At 41.4% G+C, this 17,979-nt stretch carries 15 protein-coding genes, 1 tRNA gene and 1 pseudogene; 11 read left to right on the top strand and 6 right to left on the bottom strand.

Translation table 11 applies throughout. The annotated features are described in order from the left end of the window. Positions 1-126: 126 nt before the first annotated feature. A complete protein-coding gene (locus OD355_RS09535) occupies positions 127-324 on the top strand; it encodes a hypothetical protein (protein WP_263038240.1) in 198 nt (65 codons plus the stop codon). On the opposite strand, the gene OD355_RS09530 is transcribed toward OD355_RS09535, so the two are convergent. Together OD355_RS09530 and OD355_RS09525 are read right to left on the bottom strand one after the other, a co-directional pair. Continuing rightward, positions 317-1,519, bottom strand: coding sequence for a DUF1501 domain-containing protein (locus OD355_RS09530; protein WP_263038239.1), 1,203 nt, complete (start codon positions 1,517-1,519; stop codon positions 317-319). The two genes, OD355_RS09535 and OD355_RS09530, sit on opposite strands and share 8 nt — an antisense overlap. A gap of 25 nt (positions 1,520-1,544) precedes the next feature. Further along, complete coding sequence (locus OD355_RS09525; protein WP_263038238.1) at positions 1,545-2,987, bottom strand: DUF1800 domain-containing protein; 1,443 nt, start codon at positions 2,985-2,987, stop codon at positions 1,545-1,547. Between the two features lie 316 nt (positions 2,988-3,303). Between OD355_RS09525 and OD355_RS09520 the strand changes: the two genes are divergently transcribed. Beyond that, a tRNA-Ser gene (locus OD355_RS09520) sits at positions 3,304-3,390 on the top strand. 838 nt (positions 3,391-4,228) lie between these two features. Here the strand turns inward: OD355_RS09520 and OD355_RS13965 are convergent. Next, positions 4,229-4,378, bottom strand: a complete 150-nt coding sequence (locus OD355_RS13965; protein ID WP_382303453.1) for a transposase — start codon at positions 4,376-4,378, stop codon at positions 4,229-4,231. 113 nt (positions 4,379-4,491) lie between these two features. Here OD355_RS13965 and OD355_RS09515 point away from each other — a divergent pair, with 113 nt between their 5' ends. From OD355_RS09515 to OD355_RS09495, 4 genes and pseudogenes are all read left to right on the top strand, one after another. After that, on the top strand, positions 4,492-4,929 hold the full coding sequence (locus OD355_RS09515; protein ID WP_263038237.1) for a DUF1016 N-terminal domain-containing protein: 438 nt from the start codon (positions 4,492-4,494) through the stop codon (positions 4,927-4,929). After that, positions 4,929-5,500 (top strand): annotated as a pseudogene (locus OD355_RS13960) (PDDEXK nuclease domain-containing protein). Before OD355_RS09515 ends, OD355_RS13960 begins: the two are co-directional and overlap by 1 nt. A gap of 49 nt (positions 5,501-5,549) precedes the next feature. Continuing rightward, positions 5,550-5,720 (top strand): hypothetical protein, encoded by a 171-nt coding sequence (locus OD355_RS09500; RefSeq protein WP_263038234.1) that lies wholly within the window; start codon positions 5,550-5,552, stop codon positions 5,718-5,720. Between the two features lie 35 nt (positions 5,721-5,755). Then, a complete protein-coding gene (locus tag OD355_RS09495) occupies positions 5,756-5,935 on the top strand; it encodes a hypothetical protein (RefSeq protein WP_263038233.1) in 180 nt (59 codons plus the stop codon). A 1-nt stretch (position 5,936) separates the two neighbouring features. On the opposite strand, the gene OD355_RS09490 is transcribed toward OD355_RS09495, so the two are convergent. Next, positions 5,937-6,701, bottom strand: a complete 765-nt coding sequence (locus tag OD355_RS09490) for a TatD family hydrolase (protein ID WP_263038232.1) — start codon at positions 6,699-6,701, stop codon at positions 5,937-5,939. A 95-nt stretch (positions 6,702-6,796) separates the two neighbouring features. Here OD355_RS09490 and OD355_RS09485 point away from each other — a divergent pair, with 95 nt between their 5' ends. The 5 genes from OD355_RS09485 (at position 6,797) to OD355_RS09465 (ending at position 12,457) form a co-directional block, all read left to right on the top strand. After that, positions 6,797-8,146, top strand: a complete 1,350-nt coding sequence (locus tag OD355_RS09485; RefSeq protein WP_263038231.1) for an alpha-L-fucosidase — start codon at positions 6,797-6,799, stop codon at positions 8,144-8,146. 5 nt (positions 8,147-8,151) lie between these two features. Further along, entirely contained in the window at positions 8,152-8,772 is a 621-nt protein-coding gene (locus OD355_RS09480; protein WP_263038230.1) for a polysaccharide deacetylase family protein, read from the top strand. Positions 8,773-8,839: 67 nt separating this feature from the next. Next, positions 8,840-10,768: a 1-deoxy-D-xylulose-5-phosphate synthase gene (gene dxs, locus OD355_RS09475; protein ID WP_263038229.1), complete on the top strand. Its 1,929-nt coding sequence runs from the start codon at positions 8,840-8,842 to the stop codon at positions 10,766-10,768. Between the two features lie 342 nt (positions 10,769-11,110). Then, positions 11,111-11,515: an HIT family protein gene (locus OD355_RS09470; RefSeq protein WP_263038228.1), complete on the top strand. Its 405-nt coding sequence runs from the start codon at positions 11,111-11,113 to the stop codon at positions 11,513-11,515. Between the two features lie 6 nt (positions 11,516-11,521). Continuing rightward, positions 11,522-12,457 (top strand): aldose 1-epimerase, encoded by a 936-nt coding sequence (locus OD355_RS09465; protein ID WP_263038227.1) that lies wholly within the window; start codon positions 11,522-11,524, stop codon positions 12,455-12,457. Between the two features lie 298 nt (positions 12,458-12,755). Here OD355_RS09465 and OD355_RS09460 read toward each other — a convergent pair whose 3' ends face one another. Both OD355_RS09460 and OD355_RS09455 read right to left on the bottom strand, forming a co-directional pair. After that, the gene (locus OD355_RS09460) at positions 12,756-14,768 is read right to left on the bottom strand and encodes a RagB/SusD family nutrient uptake outer membrane protein (protein WP_263038226.1); all 2,013 of its coding nucleotides are present in this window, start codon (positions 14,766-14,768) and stop codon (positions 12,756-12,758) included. Positions 14,769-14,854: 86 nt separating this feature from the next. Continuing rightward, positions 14,855-17,979 (bottom strand): SusC/RagA family TonB-linked outer membrane protein (locus OD355_RS09455; protein WP_263038225.1); only part of this gene is annotated, 3,125 nt, incomplete at its 5' end.

Here is a 17,979-nt window from a genome sequence, read left to right as displayed (position 1 = left end):
TATCAAACATAATGCCAATTCTATCTGCGCCTGATTAAAAAATTCTTATAACAGTAAGTATGGCAGTAATGGCGACAGGAAAAGCGCGCAATTTGTCAGAGAAGGCCTGATCATGCCTTACATGACATGACAGCTAACGTATCAACTATACTGGTGTCAGCATTCAATGCATCACCCGTATCTGTTGTACTTATTAACTGGTTTCAAAGCGATAGTCAAATAGTGGCCTGCGGGGCAGTTGGCAGGCAGCACATGGTTTATATAATACAGGGCAATAGCTTTACCACGATGATGTTTTCCGTATACCGGTACTACATTAAATAAAATCAAGGGCAGTATAGTGTTTGCCAAGGATATCGTCTGCATTGGCTTTCAGCCAATTATTCAACACGGTGGAATAAACATTTTTAAAGTCTATCTTAAATTTAAGATCGCCCTCGTTCAGATCAGCAAGATCAGGCATTTCGTTTAATATACCCTTCTTTTTTAGCGCCCCGCTGATAAGAAACATACTGTTTGCCGTGCCATGATCCGTACCGTTACTGGCATTTTGAGCTACGCGTCTGCCAAATTCAGAGAATGTAAATAACAGTACATCTTCGAGGCGGCTATTTTTTTTCAAATCGTCAGTAAAGGATTTTACGGCATCGTTCAATTGTGTGAACAGCCTTGCCTGCTGCGCTTGTTGGTTTACATGTGTGTCAAAACTGCCAAGTGATATGTAATAAACTTTTGTATTGATCTCAGAAAAAATCAGCGATGCTATGGTTTTTAAACCTTTGCCAAGTTGCGTGTCCGGGTAAGTTGCCTGGGATGCATGCAACCTGCTCTGATTGAAAATATAATCGGCAGAAGAAATAGTTTGTGCCAAGGTTTTGTATAAATAATCTACCGGCTTTTCTTCCTCATAGCTGTGCTTATGTGCAGCAGATAATTTTTTAAAGTATTTTTCACTGGTGTTGCCAAATAATCTCCCGGGATCATTAACCGCGATAGCGTTGGTAACTTTTCCTTTCATAGCCAGGCTGAGCACATCATCTACTTCTAAAGCCTGTGTAGGCTTATCGCAACCTTTACATTGTGCGTCGAGATAGCGCCCAATCCAGCCAGTGCTCCAGTACTCATTGCTGTCGCTGGCGCTGTGCCAGATATCCATACTGCGGAAATGTGAACGGTCTGGATTCGGATAGCCTACGTTGTTTAAAATAGCCAGATTGCCGGCATCGTAAAGCTGTTGAAAAGCAGTAAGTGCAGGGTGTAAACTCACCTCATCGGTGAGCTTTGCAGCAGCATCTTTGGTGATGGATAAGGAAGGTCTGTTTTTATAATACAGATCATTGCGCACGGGGATTACCGTATTCAAACCATCATTTCCACCGCTGAGCTGTATAATCACTACAACCTTGTTGCCGGTTGCAATACGGGTTTGTGTTTCAAATGCTTTGAGGAATTTTGGTATAAAAAGCGATCCCGAAGCAAGCGAACCTAATCTTAAAAATTCTTTTCTTTTCAGGAGCATAGCTGTAATTTTTTAGGAGTAATGTTTAGCAAAGCTGGTATTCCGGTGTACTCATCAGCTGCAGCGTTGTTGTTTTTATAAGAGAATCTATAGAAGCAAAAGGTGGATGGTCATTAGATGTATGGGCTGTTTCAGCATTTGTGGTTTGCAGCAAAAGAGAATGCAAAGAGGGTATAACGCGGTTTTGAGGTATGTTAGTCAAATTCTTTACATAAGCTCCCCAGTCTGCACTTGCATTTATCCTGGCAATATTTGTTTTATTTTTCAAGTTAACAATATTCTCTTCACCCCTGCCCATGTCTACGTCATCATTATCTTTTGGCTTTACATTCATAATGTCGGAGCCATACAGCATTTGAGGAATGCGCAAGCGCATCAGTAGTGTGCTGCTGTCTATCCAGGTTTTTCCGCCCGGCCATCCTGCAACATTCGGCGGATACAGCAATTCCTGCCCTAATATTTTCTGCAGGCTGATCAACACCTGCTCTTTTTTAAAATCCAGTGGTATTAAACGCTGCATGCCTACCAACAGCTCTACCGGTGATTTGATTTTATTGCCGATAATTTTTTCTTCATAAAACCAACCGGCAGTAAATATTTTATCCAACAACTTTGTTATACGGTAATTGCTGTTATAAAAATCAGCAGCAAGTTCAGCGACTATAGATTCATTGGCAGTTTCGTGTACAAAGCTTTTGTATATCTTAGTTACAATAAAGCTGGCAGTTTGCTTTTTTTCTAAGATAATATTCAAAACATCGTCGCCGGTGAAGTTGCCTGTTTTACCAAAAATATTTTTTATACCATTGTCATGCTGATTTTTTCTGAAAATAAAATTTCCTTTTTTATCAGCTGTCCAGCCGGTGAAAGCTCGCGCGACTTCTTTAATATCGTGTTCAGTATAATTGCCGCGCCCAAGCGTAAAGAGCTCCATTAATTCACGCGCAAAATTTTCATTGGGATGGCCTTTTTTATTTTGCTGGTTATTCAAAAAGTTCAGCATGGCAGCCGACTTTGAAACCTCTTTTAACAAGGTGCCAAAATCCGAAAGCGCATATTCGCGAAAAGTATGCAACAGCAACTGGTTAAAAAAAATATTCTGGTTCCTGCTTGCAAAATGGCCGTGCCAGAAGAAAGCCATCTTTTCACGTAACTGATCCTGGCCGTTTATCATTTCCCGCATCCATGCAAGATTGAGCCTTTTAACGGCCTCACGCTGCAACCTGGTAAGCTTTTTTCTTTCTGCCTCACCCAGCTGTGCTCTTTTATTTTCGCCGGGTAAATCGTAAAGGCTGATTAATTCCTCGTCAGCAACCCTAATGTTCTGCGGCTTCTGCATCGAAGGTTGCTTAATGAATTTATAGTACTCCTCCGGGTAGCTGTTAATTATGCGTGGTATATCAGCGGATGCAGGGCCAAAGCCGGAACGCCATAGCAAATGCTGTACTTTGCGTTGGTTGGTATCCATGAATATGTTTTTAGGTAATTGAAATTACATTTATATTTTGGATAGTAGATTAAAAAACTACTTTTAAAATGATATTTTAAAAATTTTAGGGTAAAATTTAACAGCGTTTTTATATCCGGCTGCATAGCCATATGAGGCTGTGATTATATTGTATTGACGATTTAATTTTATGTCTGCTTCGTTTAATTATAATTCAACCATATGTATTATCTTTGCATTTCCTAAAAAATGGAGACGTGTCTGAGTGAAGGAGTCCCGAACGCTTTCGGGAGAAAAGTGTGTATGGTAAGTCTTTTAAGTTCTTAATAAAAAAATTGGAGACGTGTCCGAGTGGTTGAAGGAGCACGCCTGGAAAGTGTGTATACGGGAAACTGTATCGCGAGTTCGAATCTCGCCGTCTCCGCTGCTTTTGAGTTTTGCTGATTTTTCTTTATTGAAAGTGCCCGTTGGCTGAAGAAGTCCCGAATGCTTTCGGGATATACGAAAAACTGTATCCCGAATTCGAGTCCCGCCGTCTCCGCTGCTTTTGAGTTTTGCTGATTTTTCTTTATTGAAAGTGCCCGTTGGCTGAAGAAGTCCCGAATGCTTTCGGGATATACGCAAAACTGTATCGCGAATTCGAGTCCCGCCGTCTCCGCTGCTTTTGAGTTTGCTGATTTTTCTTTATTGAAAGTTTTTCTAATGACGGTTGCCCGGTGGCTGAAGAAGTCCCCAATGCTTTCGGGATATACGTCAAAAACTGTATCACGAATTAGAATCCCGCCGTCTCCGCTGCTTTTGAGTTTGCTGATTTTTCTTTATTGAAAGTTTTTCTAATGACACGTGCCGGCGGCTGAAGAAGTCCCGAATGCTTTCGGGATATACGAAAAACTGTATCGCGAGTTCGAATCTCGCCGTCTCCGCTGCTTTTGAGTTTTGCTGATTTTTCTTTATTGAAAGTGCCCGTTGGCTGAAGAAGTCCCGAATGCTTTCGGGATATACGCAAAACTGTATCGCGAATTCGAGTCCCGCCGTCTCCGCTGCTTTTGAGTTTGCTGATTTTTCTTTATTGAAAGTGCCCGTTGGCTGAAGAAGTCCCGAATGCTTTCGGGATATACGCAAAACTGTATCGCGAGTTCGAATCCCGCCGTCTCCCCTGCTTTTGAGTTTGCTGATTTTGGTTCGTTGTTAGGGGTAAGTTAGCTGTGGCAACTTGTGCGGGATGATTTACTAAATGGCTTCATCAGGCAACCACTTTTGTTCTAGACTGACTTATCGGACTTTGTAAACTTTTGCAGGTTATGGGCCAAGGCTACCAGGCCTATTTCAATCAATACTTTTTCTTTGCCACGCAGGCTAGTGCGGCGGAAAACCTCTGTTTTGTTTCCAGTCGCCAAATACAGGTTATACATTGTTTATGTATCTTTTTCCTACTCTTTTTTACACGTCGAAAGTAAAAGCGACCGAAAAAAGCAGATTTAAAGTCGATACAGCCCAGAATAATTATATCAGAAACATTTGTGTGATGAACATCAAAAAAGAACTTATACAACAAATCCATTCCATCATTGCTACCGCAAGGGATAGGGCTATCCGGTCGATTGATACGCAACGGGTTCTGATGTATTGGCAAATCGGGAAGGTCATCTTTGAAGAAGAACAGGATGGTAAAGAACGTGCGGATTATGGCAAATTTCTGATTAAATCAATCTCCGATGAGATTCAGCCACAATTTGGAACTGGTTTTACTGTACGTCAATTAGAATTGAACAGACAGTTTTATCGTACTTTCCCAAATACGAACGCACTGCGTTCGCAATTCAACTGGACACATTATAGAACACTTGTCCGCATCGATAATCAGGAAAAAAGGGAGTTTTACATCGCCGAAGCAGAAAAAACAACTGGACGGCACGACAACTGGAACGGCAGACAAACAGTCAGTTGTACGAACGTTTGCTGATGAGCAATGATGTAGCATCTGTTTTGTCGATAGCCAGAGCGGAAAAGCTGCCAACGGAAGCCAAGGAAATCATCAAAGACCCCATGGTACTGGAGTTTTTGGGATTGAAGCGAGAATCTTCCTATTATGAAAAGGACTTGGAAAATGCAATCATTACACATCTGCAGGATTTTATCTTGGAATTAGGTAACGGCTTTGCATTTGTGGCACGGCAAAAAAGAATACATATCGAGGTGACGAGTATTTTGTGGATTTGGTATTTTACAACCGCTTGTTGCAGAGCTTTGTTGTCATTGAAATAAAGACCCAAAAGCTTACTCATCAAGACATAGGGCAGCTACAGATGTATGTAAACTATTATGACCGATACGAGAAACAATCATATGAAAACCCGAGCATAGGCATTTTGCTCTGTACCGACAAAAATGATGCAATGGTGAAAATTACCTTACCGGAAAATAACAACACCATCATAGCCAGTAAATACCAACTTTACCTACCTTCAGAGCAACAATTGATTGACGAGGTAAAAAAAGAAATTGAAAAACTAGACAACAACATTGAACAATGACTATATCAGAAATGCGACACATCCTTGAAAGCCCATACGACAGAAAAGTTTGGAAAATTTTCTGCAAACGCAATTTACCAACAACAAGCTGAATGCCGAAGATAGAACGATCGCTTTATCTGATAAAACCATCAGAAATCAATGTCTGAGTTTGGGCAATTATGAAATCAACGAATACACCAAAATCGGTATTTTTGAGATTGAACTGAATGAAGAGTAAATCTTTCCCGTAATCGTGTAGCATTACGAAACTTATTGAAAGATATTACCAAGCAGGTAGCCGGTGCAATGGTGGTATTTGTGCAAGGAGACAAATGGCGTTTCAGTTATATCAGCAAGCGTAAAGTCAAGAATAAAGAAACCAATACCATTGAGGATAAAAAAACTGCTCCTAAGCGTTTATTGAAAGTTTTTTCTAAGGGCTCGTGCCGCTAATTCAAATAGCAAATAATTTCCTTGCGTTTGCTGAAGTTATTGAAGCCACTTCTTCAAAAGGTATATTTTTTGCGCTTGCCAATGCTTGTGCAATATATTCCAGGTATGCGCTCTCATTTCGCTTGCCCCTGTAAGGTACAGGCGCCAGATAAGGCGAGTCGGTCTCCAGCACAATATATTCCAGGGGTATATCTTTCAATACTTCAGCGAGGTTTGCTTTCCTGTAAGTAAGCACGCCGCCAATACCTAATAAAAAATTCATGGAAACGATTTGCTCTGCCGCATTTTTATCCCCGCCAAAACAATGGAAAATACCGCGCAACCCTTTATCAGCAAACGGTTTTACAAAATCTAAGGTTTCCTGCATGGAATCCCTTGAATGTATCACTATGGGCAGCTTGTTTTCCAATGCCCACTGCATTTGTATTTCAAAAGCTTTGTATTGCTCGTTTATAAAAGTTTTATCCCAATAAAAGTCAAGGCCTATCTCACCGACAGCAGCAAATTTTCTTTGTTGCAAATATTCTTCCGCCAGCGCCAGCTCTTCCCTGAAATTGTCTTTTACATGGCATGGATGGAGCCCCATCATAGCAAAACATTTTTCCGGATACTTTTCTTCTAACCGGAACATAGCATCATGGGTGGCGCTGTCAATCGCAGGCAGGTAAAACGTGCTGACACCGGCTTCAAAAGCGCGCAGCATAACGCTTTCAAGGTCGCCGGCAAACTCTTCGGAGTATAAATGTGTGTGCGTATCTATAAGCATATTCAACAAAACCCAAAGGTATAAAAATAAGCTAAGCTTCTTAGTGCAGTTTTTATAATAAATGTTTATTTTTAAACCAAAATCTTCCTGATATCATGATCAAGAAAATCTTTATTGCTGTTGCATGCTTCGTTACCATGTCGGTTTCAAAAGCACAATACGTAAAAGATACAAAACCTTACCTCCCTTCCGCAGAAAACCTGGAAGCAAGAAAATGGTTTACCGGTAATAAATTCGGCCTGTTCATTCACTGGGGTTTGTACAGCATCCTGGGAGATGGCGAATGGGTAATGAATAATAAAAACATAACGGTTAAAAACTATGAGCGCTTGCAGCATTTTTTTAACCCTATAAATTTCAATGCGCGGCAATGGGTAGATATGGCCAGGAATGCAGGCATGAGATACATAACGCTGGTTACCCGCCATCACGATGGATTTAGCATGTGGGATACTAAAGAGTCTGATTTTAGCATTATGCACACGCCTTACAAAAAAGACATTGTAAAGGCATTGGCAGACGAATGTCATAAACAGGGGATCAGGCTGTTTCTGTATTATTCCATACTCGACTGGCGACGCGATGACTATTCCTACTGGACCGGCAGAACCGGCAAAGGCACAGGCAGAACTACGAGGGGGGAATGGAAAGATTATATTCAGTTCATGAAAAACCAGCTCACAGAATTGCTGACGAACTATGGTGAGATCGGCGGCATCTGGCTGGATGGCTATTGGGATCAAATGCCCGAAGAGAGCGCCACGCGTAAGGATGATGATGTATTCATTGACTGGCATATGCGGGAAATTTACGACCACATCCATCAACTGCAGCCGCAGTGCCTCATAGGCAATAACCATCACCTTACTCCCCTTCCCGGTGAAGATTTCCAGATGTTTGAGCGTGATGTTCCCGGTGAAAATGCACATGGGCTCAGCTTTCAACAGATCAGCAAGCTGCCGCTGGAGACCTGCGCCACCATTAACAATTCATGGGGGTTTGACATTAAAGACACGGCTTATAAATCTTTAAGCGAAGTCATTAACCTGCTGGTAAGATCTGCCGGACACGGTGGAAATTTATTGCTGAATATCGGGCCGATGCCTAACGGGGACATACAGCCTGAATTTGTGAAAACGCTGCATGAAACCGGCAAATGGCTGGCAAAATACGGTGAAACCATTTACAACACCACGGGCGGATACCTAAAACCGCAGCCATGGGGTTGCATTACCGAAACAAAAGATAAAATGTACTTACATGTGCTGCAAGCAGGCGCACAGATCACCCTGCCATCTTTCCCGCTGAAGAAAATGAAAAAAGTTTATATGTTTGATTCGAAAACCAGCGTGCCTGCTATATTGAAAAACGGCAGCCTTTCCATACAGCTTCCTGAGCAGCCCTTGCAAGGCAGGCCCGATATTATTGTAGTAATAGAAAAATAATAAAAGTGTATTTAGTAAAATCAAATATTGCGTTGCGCATACTGTATCCCGGCAGGTATTGGAAAATAAATACCAGCGGCAAAAAGATACTTTACCTCACTTTTGATGATGGCCCCCACCCGGACATCACGCCATTTGTTTTAAAAGAATTAAGAAGATACAATGCCAAAGCCACTTTTTTTTGTATAGGCAATAATGTGCAGAAATATCCCGATATCTACGACCGCATACTGGCAGAAGCACACACCGTTGGCAACCACACATTTTCTCACCGCAATGGCTGGAAAACCAATGCCGACCACTATCTGGAGGATATAGACGAGGCTTATCAAATTATTTCTTCGAATCTTTTCAGGCCACCCTATGGACGAATGTCTTTTGCCCAGGAGAAATTATTCAAACAAAAATACCCGGAAAAGCAAATCATTATGTGGGATGTGCTCAGCGGCGATTTTGATACCGATATTTCATGGGAAAAATGCCTGAAAAATGTAACATCTAAAGCTACAGCCGGTTCAATAATAGTTTTTCACGATAGTGAGAAAGCATTTGAAAGACTGCGCTACGCACTTCCGCGCACTTTGGATCATTTTGCCGAGCTTGGTTTTACCTTCAGGGCGTTGTAATGTTTTCAGTTATTTAGACGTGTCCTTCAAACATTTTTTTCATACATTTGTTGATTAATTTACGCGAATGGAAATCACTGCCGGAAAATTATTGCAATCGATCAACTCACCAGACGACCTCAAGCAGCTGGACAAGGCGCAACTGCACCAGGTCTGCGACGAGTTGAGACAATACATTATTGATGTTGTAAGTGTGCATGGCGGCCACTTTGCGGCAAGCCTTGGCGTTGTGGAACTGAGCGTGGCATTGCATTACGTCTACAATACTCCTTACGATCAGCTCGTGTGGGATGTAGGCCACCAGGCTTACGGCCACAAAATACTTACCGGCAGAAGAGATATTTTCCCTACCAACAGGAAGTACCAGGGCATCAGCGGCTTCCCTAAAAGAAGCGAAAGTGAATACGATACCTTTGGAGTAGGCCATTCCTCTACTTCCATTTCAGCGGCCCTCGGCATGTCCATTGCTGCCAAATACAAAGGAGAAGACAGGAAGGCAGTTGCTATTATCGGCGATGGCTCCATGACTGCGGGCATGGCCTTCGAAGCTATGAACCATGCGGGTGTCAGTGACAGTGATATGCTCATTATCCTGAACGATAATTGCATGAGCATTGACCAGAACGTGGGCGCGTTGAAGGAATATCTTACAGACATTACGGTATCACCTACCTACAATAAATTCAAAGACGATGTTTGGAATGCTTTGGGCAAATTGCCTGTAGGCAAATCCATTACACGCGCTATGGGGCATAAGCTGGCAGACAGCCTGAAAGGTATGATCAGCAGCAGCTCTAACTTTTTTGAATCACTTAAAATTCGCTACTTCGGGCCGATTGACGGCCATAATATTACCAACCTGGTAGATACTTTGAAAGAGCTGAAGAAAATTGCCGGCCCCAAAATATTGCATATCGTTACCACCAAAGGAAAAGGATATGCACTGGCAGAAAAAGATCAGACCAAATGGCATGCACCCGGCCTGTTTGATAAAATTTCCGGCGAGATTTATAAAAAGAAATTTGATCTGCCGCAACCTCCCAAATACCAGGATGTTTTCGGCGAAACTATTATAGAACTTGCGCAGCAAAACGACCGCATCATGGGCGTTACGCCGGCTATGCCCACAGGATGCTCACTAAAGCCTATGATGGAGCAAATGCCTGCACGCGCTTTTGATGTGGGCATATGCGAACAACATGCAGCTACTTTCTCCGCAGGACTTGCCACACAAGGCATGCGTGTGTACTGCAATATATATTCATCTTTTATGCAACGCGCTTTTGACCAGGTAGTACATGATATTGCCCTGCAAAAACTACCGGTGATACTTTGCCTTGACAGGGCAGGACTCGTTGGCGAAGACGGGCCTACACATCACGGCGCTTACGATATTGCTTATTTCCGTTGCATACCCAATATGATCATTTCCGCACCCATGAATGAAGTGGAACTGCGCAACCTGATGTACACTGCCCAGCTTGACAGCAACACGCATCCTTTTGTAATCCGCTATCCACGCGGCAACGGCGTTATGGCAGACTGGCGCAAACCTTTTGAAGCAATAGAGATCGGCAAGGGCCGCAAGCTAAAAGACGGCAATGATGTGGCAGTGTTATCTATCGGCCACCCCGGCAATTTTGTAACTGCCGCCATCCGCGAAGCAAAGAATGCCGGCATAGACGTGGCCCACTACGACATGCGTTTTGTAAAGCCGCTGGATGAAGCATTGCTGCACGAGGTTTTCCAAAAACATACAAAAGTGATCACCGTGGAAGACGGTACTGTAGCCGGAGGTTTCGGCAGCGCGGTGCTGGAATTTATGGCTAAGCATTCATACCACGCGCATGTAAAAATTATGGGCATCCCCGACACTGTTGTGGAGCATGGCACACTGAAAGAACTGCACAGGGCCTGCGGCTACGATGCAGAAGCTATCCTGGAAAATATCAAAATCATGGTTGAAAATAAAGTGAGTGTAAGTGTAGTCAGGTAGTTATACATGTTATTTGCACGTACACCATAATTATTTTAAAATGCTCCTTTTGCGCCTCCGCGCCGATGCCTATAGATGTACATATAGAATTTACTGTTTTGTGCTGCTACAGGCAATGAGAAAAACGCGACTATAAATGCAGGCTGTATAATGTTTCATAATGAAGAATTTTATTTCATTATAAACGCATTACAATTTACGAAAAAAAATGCCACAGCAACTGCAACTTATCAGGCATTGCTACATGTAGCAAAAATGCGCAAACGATGTACTAAAACCAAAATACATCTACACATTTATGTTTTTTATTTTATATTTGGTTAGTAATAAAAATCTGTTGCCATGACCATTTTTTCAAAGATCATTTCCGGGGAAATTCCATCTTACAAAATCTTAGAAAACGACAAATTCTTTGCCTTCCTGGATATAAATCCACTGGTAGAAGGCCATGTACTGGTGATACCCAAAACAGAAGTAGACAAGCTCTACGATCTTGATGATACGTACCTTTCAGAGATGCTGGTGTTTGCAAAACCTTTGTGCCATGCCCTGGAAAGCGCAATGAACTGCGTAAGAGTAGGGCTTTCCGTAATAGGCCTGGAAGTACCACACGCGCATCTCCACCTGTTACCCATCAATGAAATGGACGATACTAATTTCACAAGAAAAAAATTACAATTTTCACCCGAAGAAATGCAGGAAATACAGCGTAAAATAATTTCTGCCATTAACGAACAATCTAAATAAAAAACTATGCGTTTTGAAATTATCGACAACAACGACAACTTGATTTTGAAAGACACACATACAAACACACAGGCCCAAATATATACATTCGGCGCGCTGCTAAACAGGTTTGAGATTGAGAAAGATGGTAAGCCTGTCAATGTTATTGACGGTTACCATTCAGTTGACCATGCCCGGGAATCGGTAACGGAATTGCACAAAAGCGCCAAGCTTACACCTTTTGTGTGCCGCCTTAACGCCGGCAGGTTTTCTTACGGAGGGAAAGATTTTTCAATAAAAAAATTCAACATTGGCCCGTCGGCTATACACGGCCTTGTATTCGATGCAGACTTTACCGTAAGCGCTACGCATATAGATGACCATAAAGCTACCGTATCGCTGCACTACGATTATAAAACAGCAGAGCACGGTTTTCCGTTTGCTTTTTCAGTAAATGTGGCTTATAAATTAGAACCTGGAAATAAACTTACCGTAAGAACCACCATCACCAACCATTCCAAAGAGCCTATGCCGTTGAGCGACGGCTGGCATCCATATTTTAAACTGGGTGAAACCATAAATACGGCCGAAGTGAAATTCAATGCCAAAGAAGTTGCAGAATTCAGCAGTGAGCTATTGCCTACAGGCAATTTTTTCCCCTACAACACCTTTAATGAATTCAAGACTTTGGGGGCAACTGAACTTGACAACAGTTTTACACTGAACGACCACGACGGCCCGGCACTGGTGATGAGAGATCAGGACGCAGGCGTGCAACTGGAAATCATTCCGGACAAATCTTATCCCATCCTGCAGATCTATACGCCGCCGCACAGGAAGAGCATTGCCATTGAAAACCTCAGCTCCGTGCCGGATGCATTTAACAATAAAATCGGGCTGATAGATGCAAAGCCTGAAGAGAAGCATATTTTTACTACGAGCTATAAACTAAGCCTGGTTTAGGTTTGACGGGTTTGCAAGGATCATGGTAGGAATGATTGGTAGGAATGATTGGTGGGAATGATTGGTGGGAACGATTGGTGGGAATGATTGGCGGGAATGATTGGTGGGAATGATTGGTGGGAATGATTGGTGGGAATGATTGGTGGGAATGATTGGTGGGAATGATTGGTGGGAATGATTGGTGAGAATGATTGGTGGGAACGCGCCTCGAGGCGCGTTCCCACATTTGGACCATTGGATAAATAAACAACAAGGCTGCCCTTTTCAGGCAGCCTTGTTGTTTTAACTGTGCTGTAGATTATTGCAAAGCTGTACCATTGGCTTCAATAGGCCAATACGGATTTTGATATAGTACTGAAGATCCTATATCTTTTCCTGTTTGGGTTAATTGGAATTGCTGGAATGGTAAAGGATTTAGATAATTAGCCTCCGAAAAATAATAACCGTCTCTCACCAGATTGTTATCACTGACATTTATTCTATATGGCAAAATATATTTTCCTTCCGCATACGGATCTGTTCTGGATGATATGTTAGCTCCAGGATTGCCTGCTTCAACCAGCCTTAATTTTCCTGTTTTGCTATCGTAGTAGTACGGATCTTTGTAATCAACCGACCACAGGTTAAAGCCTTTTGGAATATAGCCATTTACCATGTCCAAAGACCTCCAGCGAACCAGATCACTCCAGCGGAATCCTTCTGCTAAAAATTCATTGCTGCGTTCTTTTCTAATAGCAAACATTGTTTTATCTACAAATGTTTTCCCCGAATATCTGCCCCAATCCTGTTCTTTGGCTAAATCAATTGCATTAACAGTTGTATTATAATCGGCATTAATCCCTGCCCTTGTACGAATGGCTCTCCAATATTTATCGGCTGTACCATCAATATTTCCACTTCTTAAATATGATGCTTCTATATAGTTCATGTATGCTTCAGCTGCTCTCAATACCAGAAATCCGTTGGTTTTACTAATTCCCTGATAGGAGGTTGTATAAAATAAAGGATTGAATGAAAGACCTTTGATGACATCATATCCTGTAACTGACCGATGCTCTTGGATTCCCAGTAATTGAGGTACACCCCAATAATACCCATTTTCTCTTCTTTGCCTTTCTCCTTTTGTAAACATCCTCAAACGATCATCCCTGCCTTCTTTTTGTGTAGTGATGGTTGTATCCATTATATTGCTATATCCTGAACCAGCAGCGTAAATAGGCAGACCGTTTTTCATTACAAATCCATCTACATAATTTTTAGTAAGTCCAAAAAAATTTGGCCCGTAACTACCCAAGTACTCAACAAGATTCTGCATCATATTCTGGTCCTTGTTAAAAGCTTTCCACAACATTACCTCGGGATACTTGCTGAGATTTTCTGCAGAGAATTGATCATAATAATCATTCCAGCCTTCCCACTGGTTACCTTGCGGTTCAATTATTCCGGAGTTTGGAGTTAATGTGTATTTATCTGCCACTTCTTTTGCCGCTGACATCGCTTGCTCTAAGAAAAAATTCACTTCTGTTGTATTATTATAAGAATATGCCTGATTCCATTCTTTTCCTTTACCAGGCCAGTTGGCCCCATCCGGTACACGGGGAGTCTTGGAATGATACTTTTCAAATGAGCCTTCATACAATGCTACCCTTGATTTGAACATCAGGACAATATCCCGGTTAAGCATTGTTTTTGCCGAATTAAAAGTTGTATTTCCCATTAACAAAGCAGCGGAATCAAGATCTGATAAAATAAATCTTGCAACAAGATTTCTAGGCTGTCTTTTACTTGCTTCTATTAATTCAGACTCTACATTTGGATAAACTTTTGTGATAATAGGGAAATCGCCAAAAGACTTTAATTTTTCGAAGTATGTCCAAGCTCTCCAAAAATACATTTCACCTATATGAAATTTAATCATTTCAGCATTTCCTTGAATCTTATTTGCTTGCCATTTTGGCAATACATTAGCAAAAAAGAAATTTGTATTTCTTATACCGGCAAAATCCCACCCCCCGCCGGATGTAGGAACACGCCATTGATCTTTTGCAAAGCGTTGATAGCTCGGATTTCCGTTTACCATTACATCTGTATGCACATCTGCATTCACAGGCCAAGCATTCCAGCCTCCTGGCACTGCGAAATTGTTATAAAGATTTAAAGAATATGCAGCAAGATCGCTCTGTGTGCTAAAATATGCTTCCGGTGTAATGGAAGATTTTGGTTGCAAGTCAAGAAACTTCTGGCAGGATGGCAGGCTTATAGCTGTGATTACAGCATAAGTAAAAAGTAGTATTAATTTATTATTTTTCATATATATTTTATTTTTTTTACATGAACTCACCAATACACATACTCAATTGGTATCAGGCATGTTATTGCTATTCGAATGTAATGATTTTAAAAAGTTAAATTTATGCCAAATGAAATAACTTTTGATAGGGGGTACACCTTTCCTTCACCCCATGGCCCGTCAATAGCTTCAGGATCAAATATGGTGGAGAGCTTCGTAAATGTAACCATATTTTCTGCTGATATATATACTTTTGCATTCGTTAGCTTTATCTGGTTGATTATATTTTGTGGCAAAGCGTAAGATAATTGAATGTTTTTTATACGCATATAAGCGGCATTTTGCAGGTACCGCGTCTGCGCATATTGGTTTTTATCTCCTCTATTAAAATCTGGTCTTGGATAATAGCCGTTGACATTTGCTCCGTAAGGATCTCCCTCAGGCCGGAAAAAGTCCCAATGCTCTTTAAAACCTGCAGACTGCCACATGCCTCCATTAGCTCCCCAGAAATAAGGGCCTCCTATAAATATATCTCTCTTACCTATGCCTTGTAAAAAAACGGCTAAATTAATTCCTTTCCACGTACCATCTAAAGTTATACCGTATCGGTAGCGAGGATTAGAGTTACCTATTATTTTTCTATCGCCAGGGTTATCCAAGGTATTAGCTCCACTATTAATTTTTCCGTCGCCATTCAGGTCTTTATACATAATATCTCCTGCTCCCCAGTTGTTTCCTATAGCGCTTTGATCAACTTTTGCCAAATGTGCATCCATCTCCTCCTGTGTTTTTGCTATACCGATTGTTTCGTATCCCCAGATCTCTCCGTTCAAACGGCCGATATACCAATCTGCCAGATTATAATTCTCATTGGGATATCTTGTTACTTTTTGTTGGCCATCTGACAATACAGCTTTAATGCCATAATCGAACGCTCCAATATTGTCTCTCCAGCTTAATTCCAGGTCAAAGCCGTAAGACTCCATGTCTGCATTGTTTACACGTGGCACAGAAGTCCCAAGTGTTGCCGGCAGTGTAGGAGCAGGTCCTATCATATTCAATGTTTTACGGTTATAAACGTCCAAAGTTCCTGTGAATCTTCTGTTAAGCATTGCCCAGTCAACACCAATATTCCAGTCTTGTACTGTCTCCCACGTCATATCCTGACTTACTAATCCGGCTTGGGAAGCTATATTTGGTCTAATGCCGTTGGGATCAGGCAGCCAACTACTTCCTTTTACAGTATAAGGCAATGTAAGATAGAATGGATAAAGAGCTTCTGTATTTTGGTTTCCTAGTTCACCATATGAAGCTCTTAATTTGAGCATGCTGATCTTATCTTTGATTGATGCCCAGAATTCTTCATTAGCTATATTCCAGCCAAAAGAAGCTGATTTAAAAAAGCCCCATCTTTTATCGCCAACAAATCTTGAAGAACCCTGATAATTAGCATTAAGTTCAAGGAGATATTTATTATTGAAATCATAATTTAAGCGTCCGAAGAAAGAAGCAACAGCCCAATCTGCATACCCTCCCGTTGCTCTGTCATTGGTAGTTGCTGTATTTACAGAAACCAGATTAGGCGTAATAAGTCCTTCTCTTTGTGCAGAAAGATCCCTCCTGTTATTTTTTTCAGTATTTGAACCCACCAACACTTTAAAATTATGCATATTATTTATAGCAAAGCTATAATCGGTATAAATATTTGTACTGTAATAATTATCTTTCCATGCAGTGGCATTTACCTGCGTAGCGCCTGCTGCCCTGCCATCCCATGACATTAAATACGGCTGACCAGCTACGTCATGTGCATAAACGGGCAGCACCGCCCATTGACCGAAGCGGGTAAATGTTTTAATACTACCATCTGCTACCACGTTCCAGTTTCTAATTGGCGTAATGGTAAATCTTAACTGGTTTAAGTAATCATTTCTTTCTTCTTCATCGCGGCCTCCATCACGGATTTGAATGATTTCAGAACCTATTGTAGGATATCCATTAGGATCATATGCCGGATTTGTGGGCCATCTGCGTGCAATATTATGATAAAAAAGGCCAGTCATATATGCCGGTCGATCGTAGTTTGTTCGTATCCACCGTGTATTATACATCATTTTTATTTTTTCAGAAATATCTGCATTGATTTTTCCGGTTAAATTGTAACGATAGTATTTATCCTGACCAAATTTGTTTAATCCATTCTGCCGCATATAATTTCCTGAAACGTAATAAGTCATTTTTTCGCCTCCTCCGCTCACACTTAAATTATGATCTTGTGAGGGCACCCATCTTGTATATAATGTATTAAACCAGTCTGTATTTCCAAAAGCTCCACTGTATTCAGCCCACCTATTCGATCCTGTCCCATCTGCATTTCTAACTTCTTCAGTTCCATATGGGATCTTGCCAGCCTGAAAATCCAAAATTTTCTGCAATGTGGCCTCAGAAAATGGCCCGGCCTGGCCACCATTCTCAGCAGCGCGATTAAAAAACCTTGCGAAGGTATAAGAATCCATCATTTTAGGCTGATTCAATGGATCAGAATATCTGAAATTATTATTATAATTTATTGTCATTCTTCCTGATTTACCGGACTTTGTCGTAATTAGAATCACGCCAAATGGAGCTCTTGCACCATAAATAGCAGAAGCAGCCGCATCTTTTAGAACAGATATATTTGCAACATCTTGTGGATTCAAAGTATTTATATCACCAACAACTCCATCAATCAATACTAAAGGACCAGAATTAGAACCCGTACCGATAGTACCTACCCCGCGAATATTCATACTCATTGTATTATTAAGTTCACCGCCATTTCTATTTACGGTAAAGTTTAAACCTGGAACAACACCTTGTAAAGCCTGACTTATGTTCGCTACAGGTCTCTGCTCTAGTGCTTTTGTATCAACTGTACTTACAGAGCCTGTAAGATTTTCACGTCTTTGAGTTGCATAACCTACTACAACAATTTCGTCACCCGCAGCTTGTACTGCAGGAGAAAGAGAAATATTGACCTGATCTCCCCTTACATCACCGAATTCGGTTATGTATCCCACAGAGGAAAACTCAATTACATCTCCTTCCGCCGCTCTGATAGAATAATTACCCTGGGCATCCGATATTACTCCTGTAGTTCTACCCTTAACTTTAACTGATGCATTTGCAATAGGTAGTCCTGTAGTATCAGTTACTTTACCCGTAATAGTTTTTAGTGTTTGTGCATACCCTG

It is taken from the genome of Haoranjiania flava, from assembly GCF_025631005.1.
Classification (GTDB): Bacteria; Bacteroidota; Bacteroidia; order Chitinophagales; family Chitinophagaceae; genus Haoranjiania; species Haoranjiania flava.
Note: the sequence above shows the minus strand (reverse complement) of the source record. Positions and strands in the feature narration are given on the sequence as shown.

Coding starts and splice junctions, on each gene's coding strand:
- OD355_RS09535 (WP_263038240.1), top strand. CDS start 127: ATGACAGCTAACGTATCAACTATACTGGTGTCAGCATTCAATGCATCA.
- OD355_RS09530 (WP_263038239.1), bottom strand. CDS start 1,519: ATGCTCCTGAAAAGAAAAGAATTTTTAAGATTAGGTTCGCTTGCTTCG.
- OD355_RS09525 (WP_263038238.1), bottom strand. CDS start 2,987: ATGGATACCAACCAACGCAAAGTACAGCATTTGCTATGGCGTTCCGGC.
- OD355_RS13965 (WP_382303453.1), bottom strand. CDS start 4,378: ATGTATAACCTGTATTTGGCGACTGGAAACAAAACAGAGGTTTTCCGC.
- OD355_RS09515 (WP_263038237.1), top strand. CDS start 4,492: ATGAACATCAAAAAAGAACTTATACAACAAATCCATTCCATCATTGCT.
- OD355_RS09490 (WP_263038232.1), bottom strand. CDS start 6,701: ATGCTTATAGATACGCACACACATTTATACTCCGAAGAGTTTGCCGGC.
- OD355_RS09485 (WP_263038231.1), top strand. CDS start 6,797: ATGATCAAGAAAATCTTTATTGCTGTTGCATGCTTCGTTACCATGTCG.
- dxs (WP_263038229.1), top strand. CDS start 8,840: ATGGAAATCACTGCCGGAAAATTATTGCAATCGATCAACTCACCAGAC.
- OD355_RS09470 (WP_263038228.1), top strand. CDS start 11,111: ATGACCATTTTTTCAAAGATCATTTCCGGGGAAATTCCATCTTACAAA.
- OD355_RS09465 (WP_263038227.1), top strand. CDS start 11,522: ATGCGTTTTGAAATTATCGACAACAACGACAACTTGATTTTGAAAGAC.
- OD355_RS09460 (WP_263038226.1), bottom strand. CDS start 14,768: ATGAAAAATAATAAATTAATACTACTTTTTACTTATGCTGTAATCACA.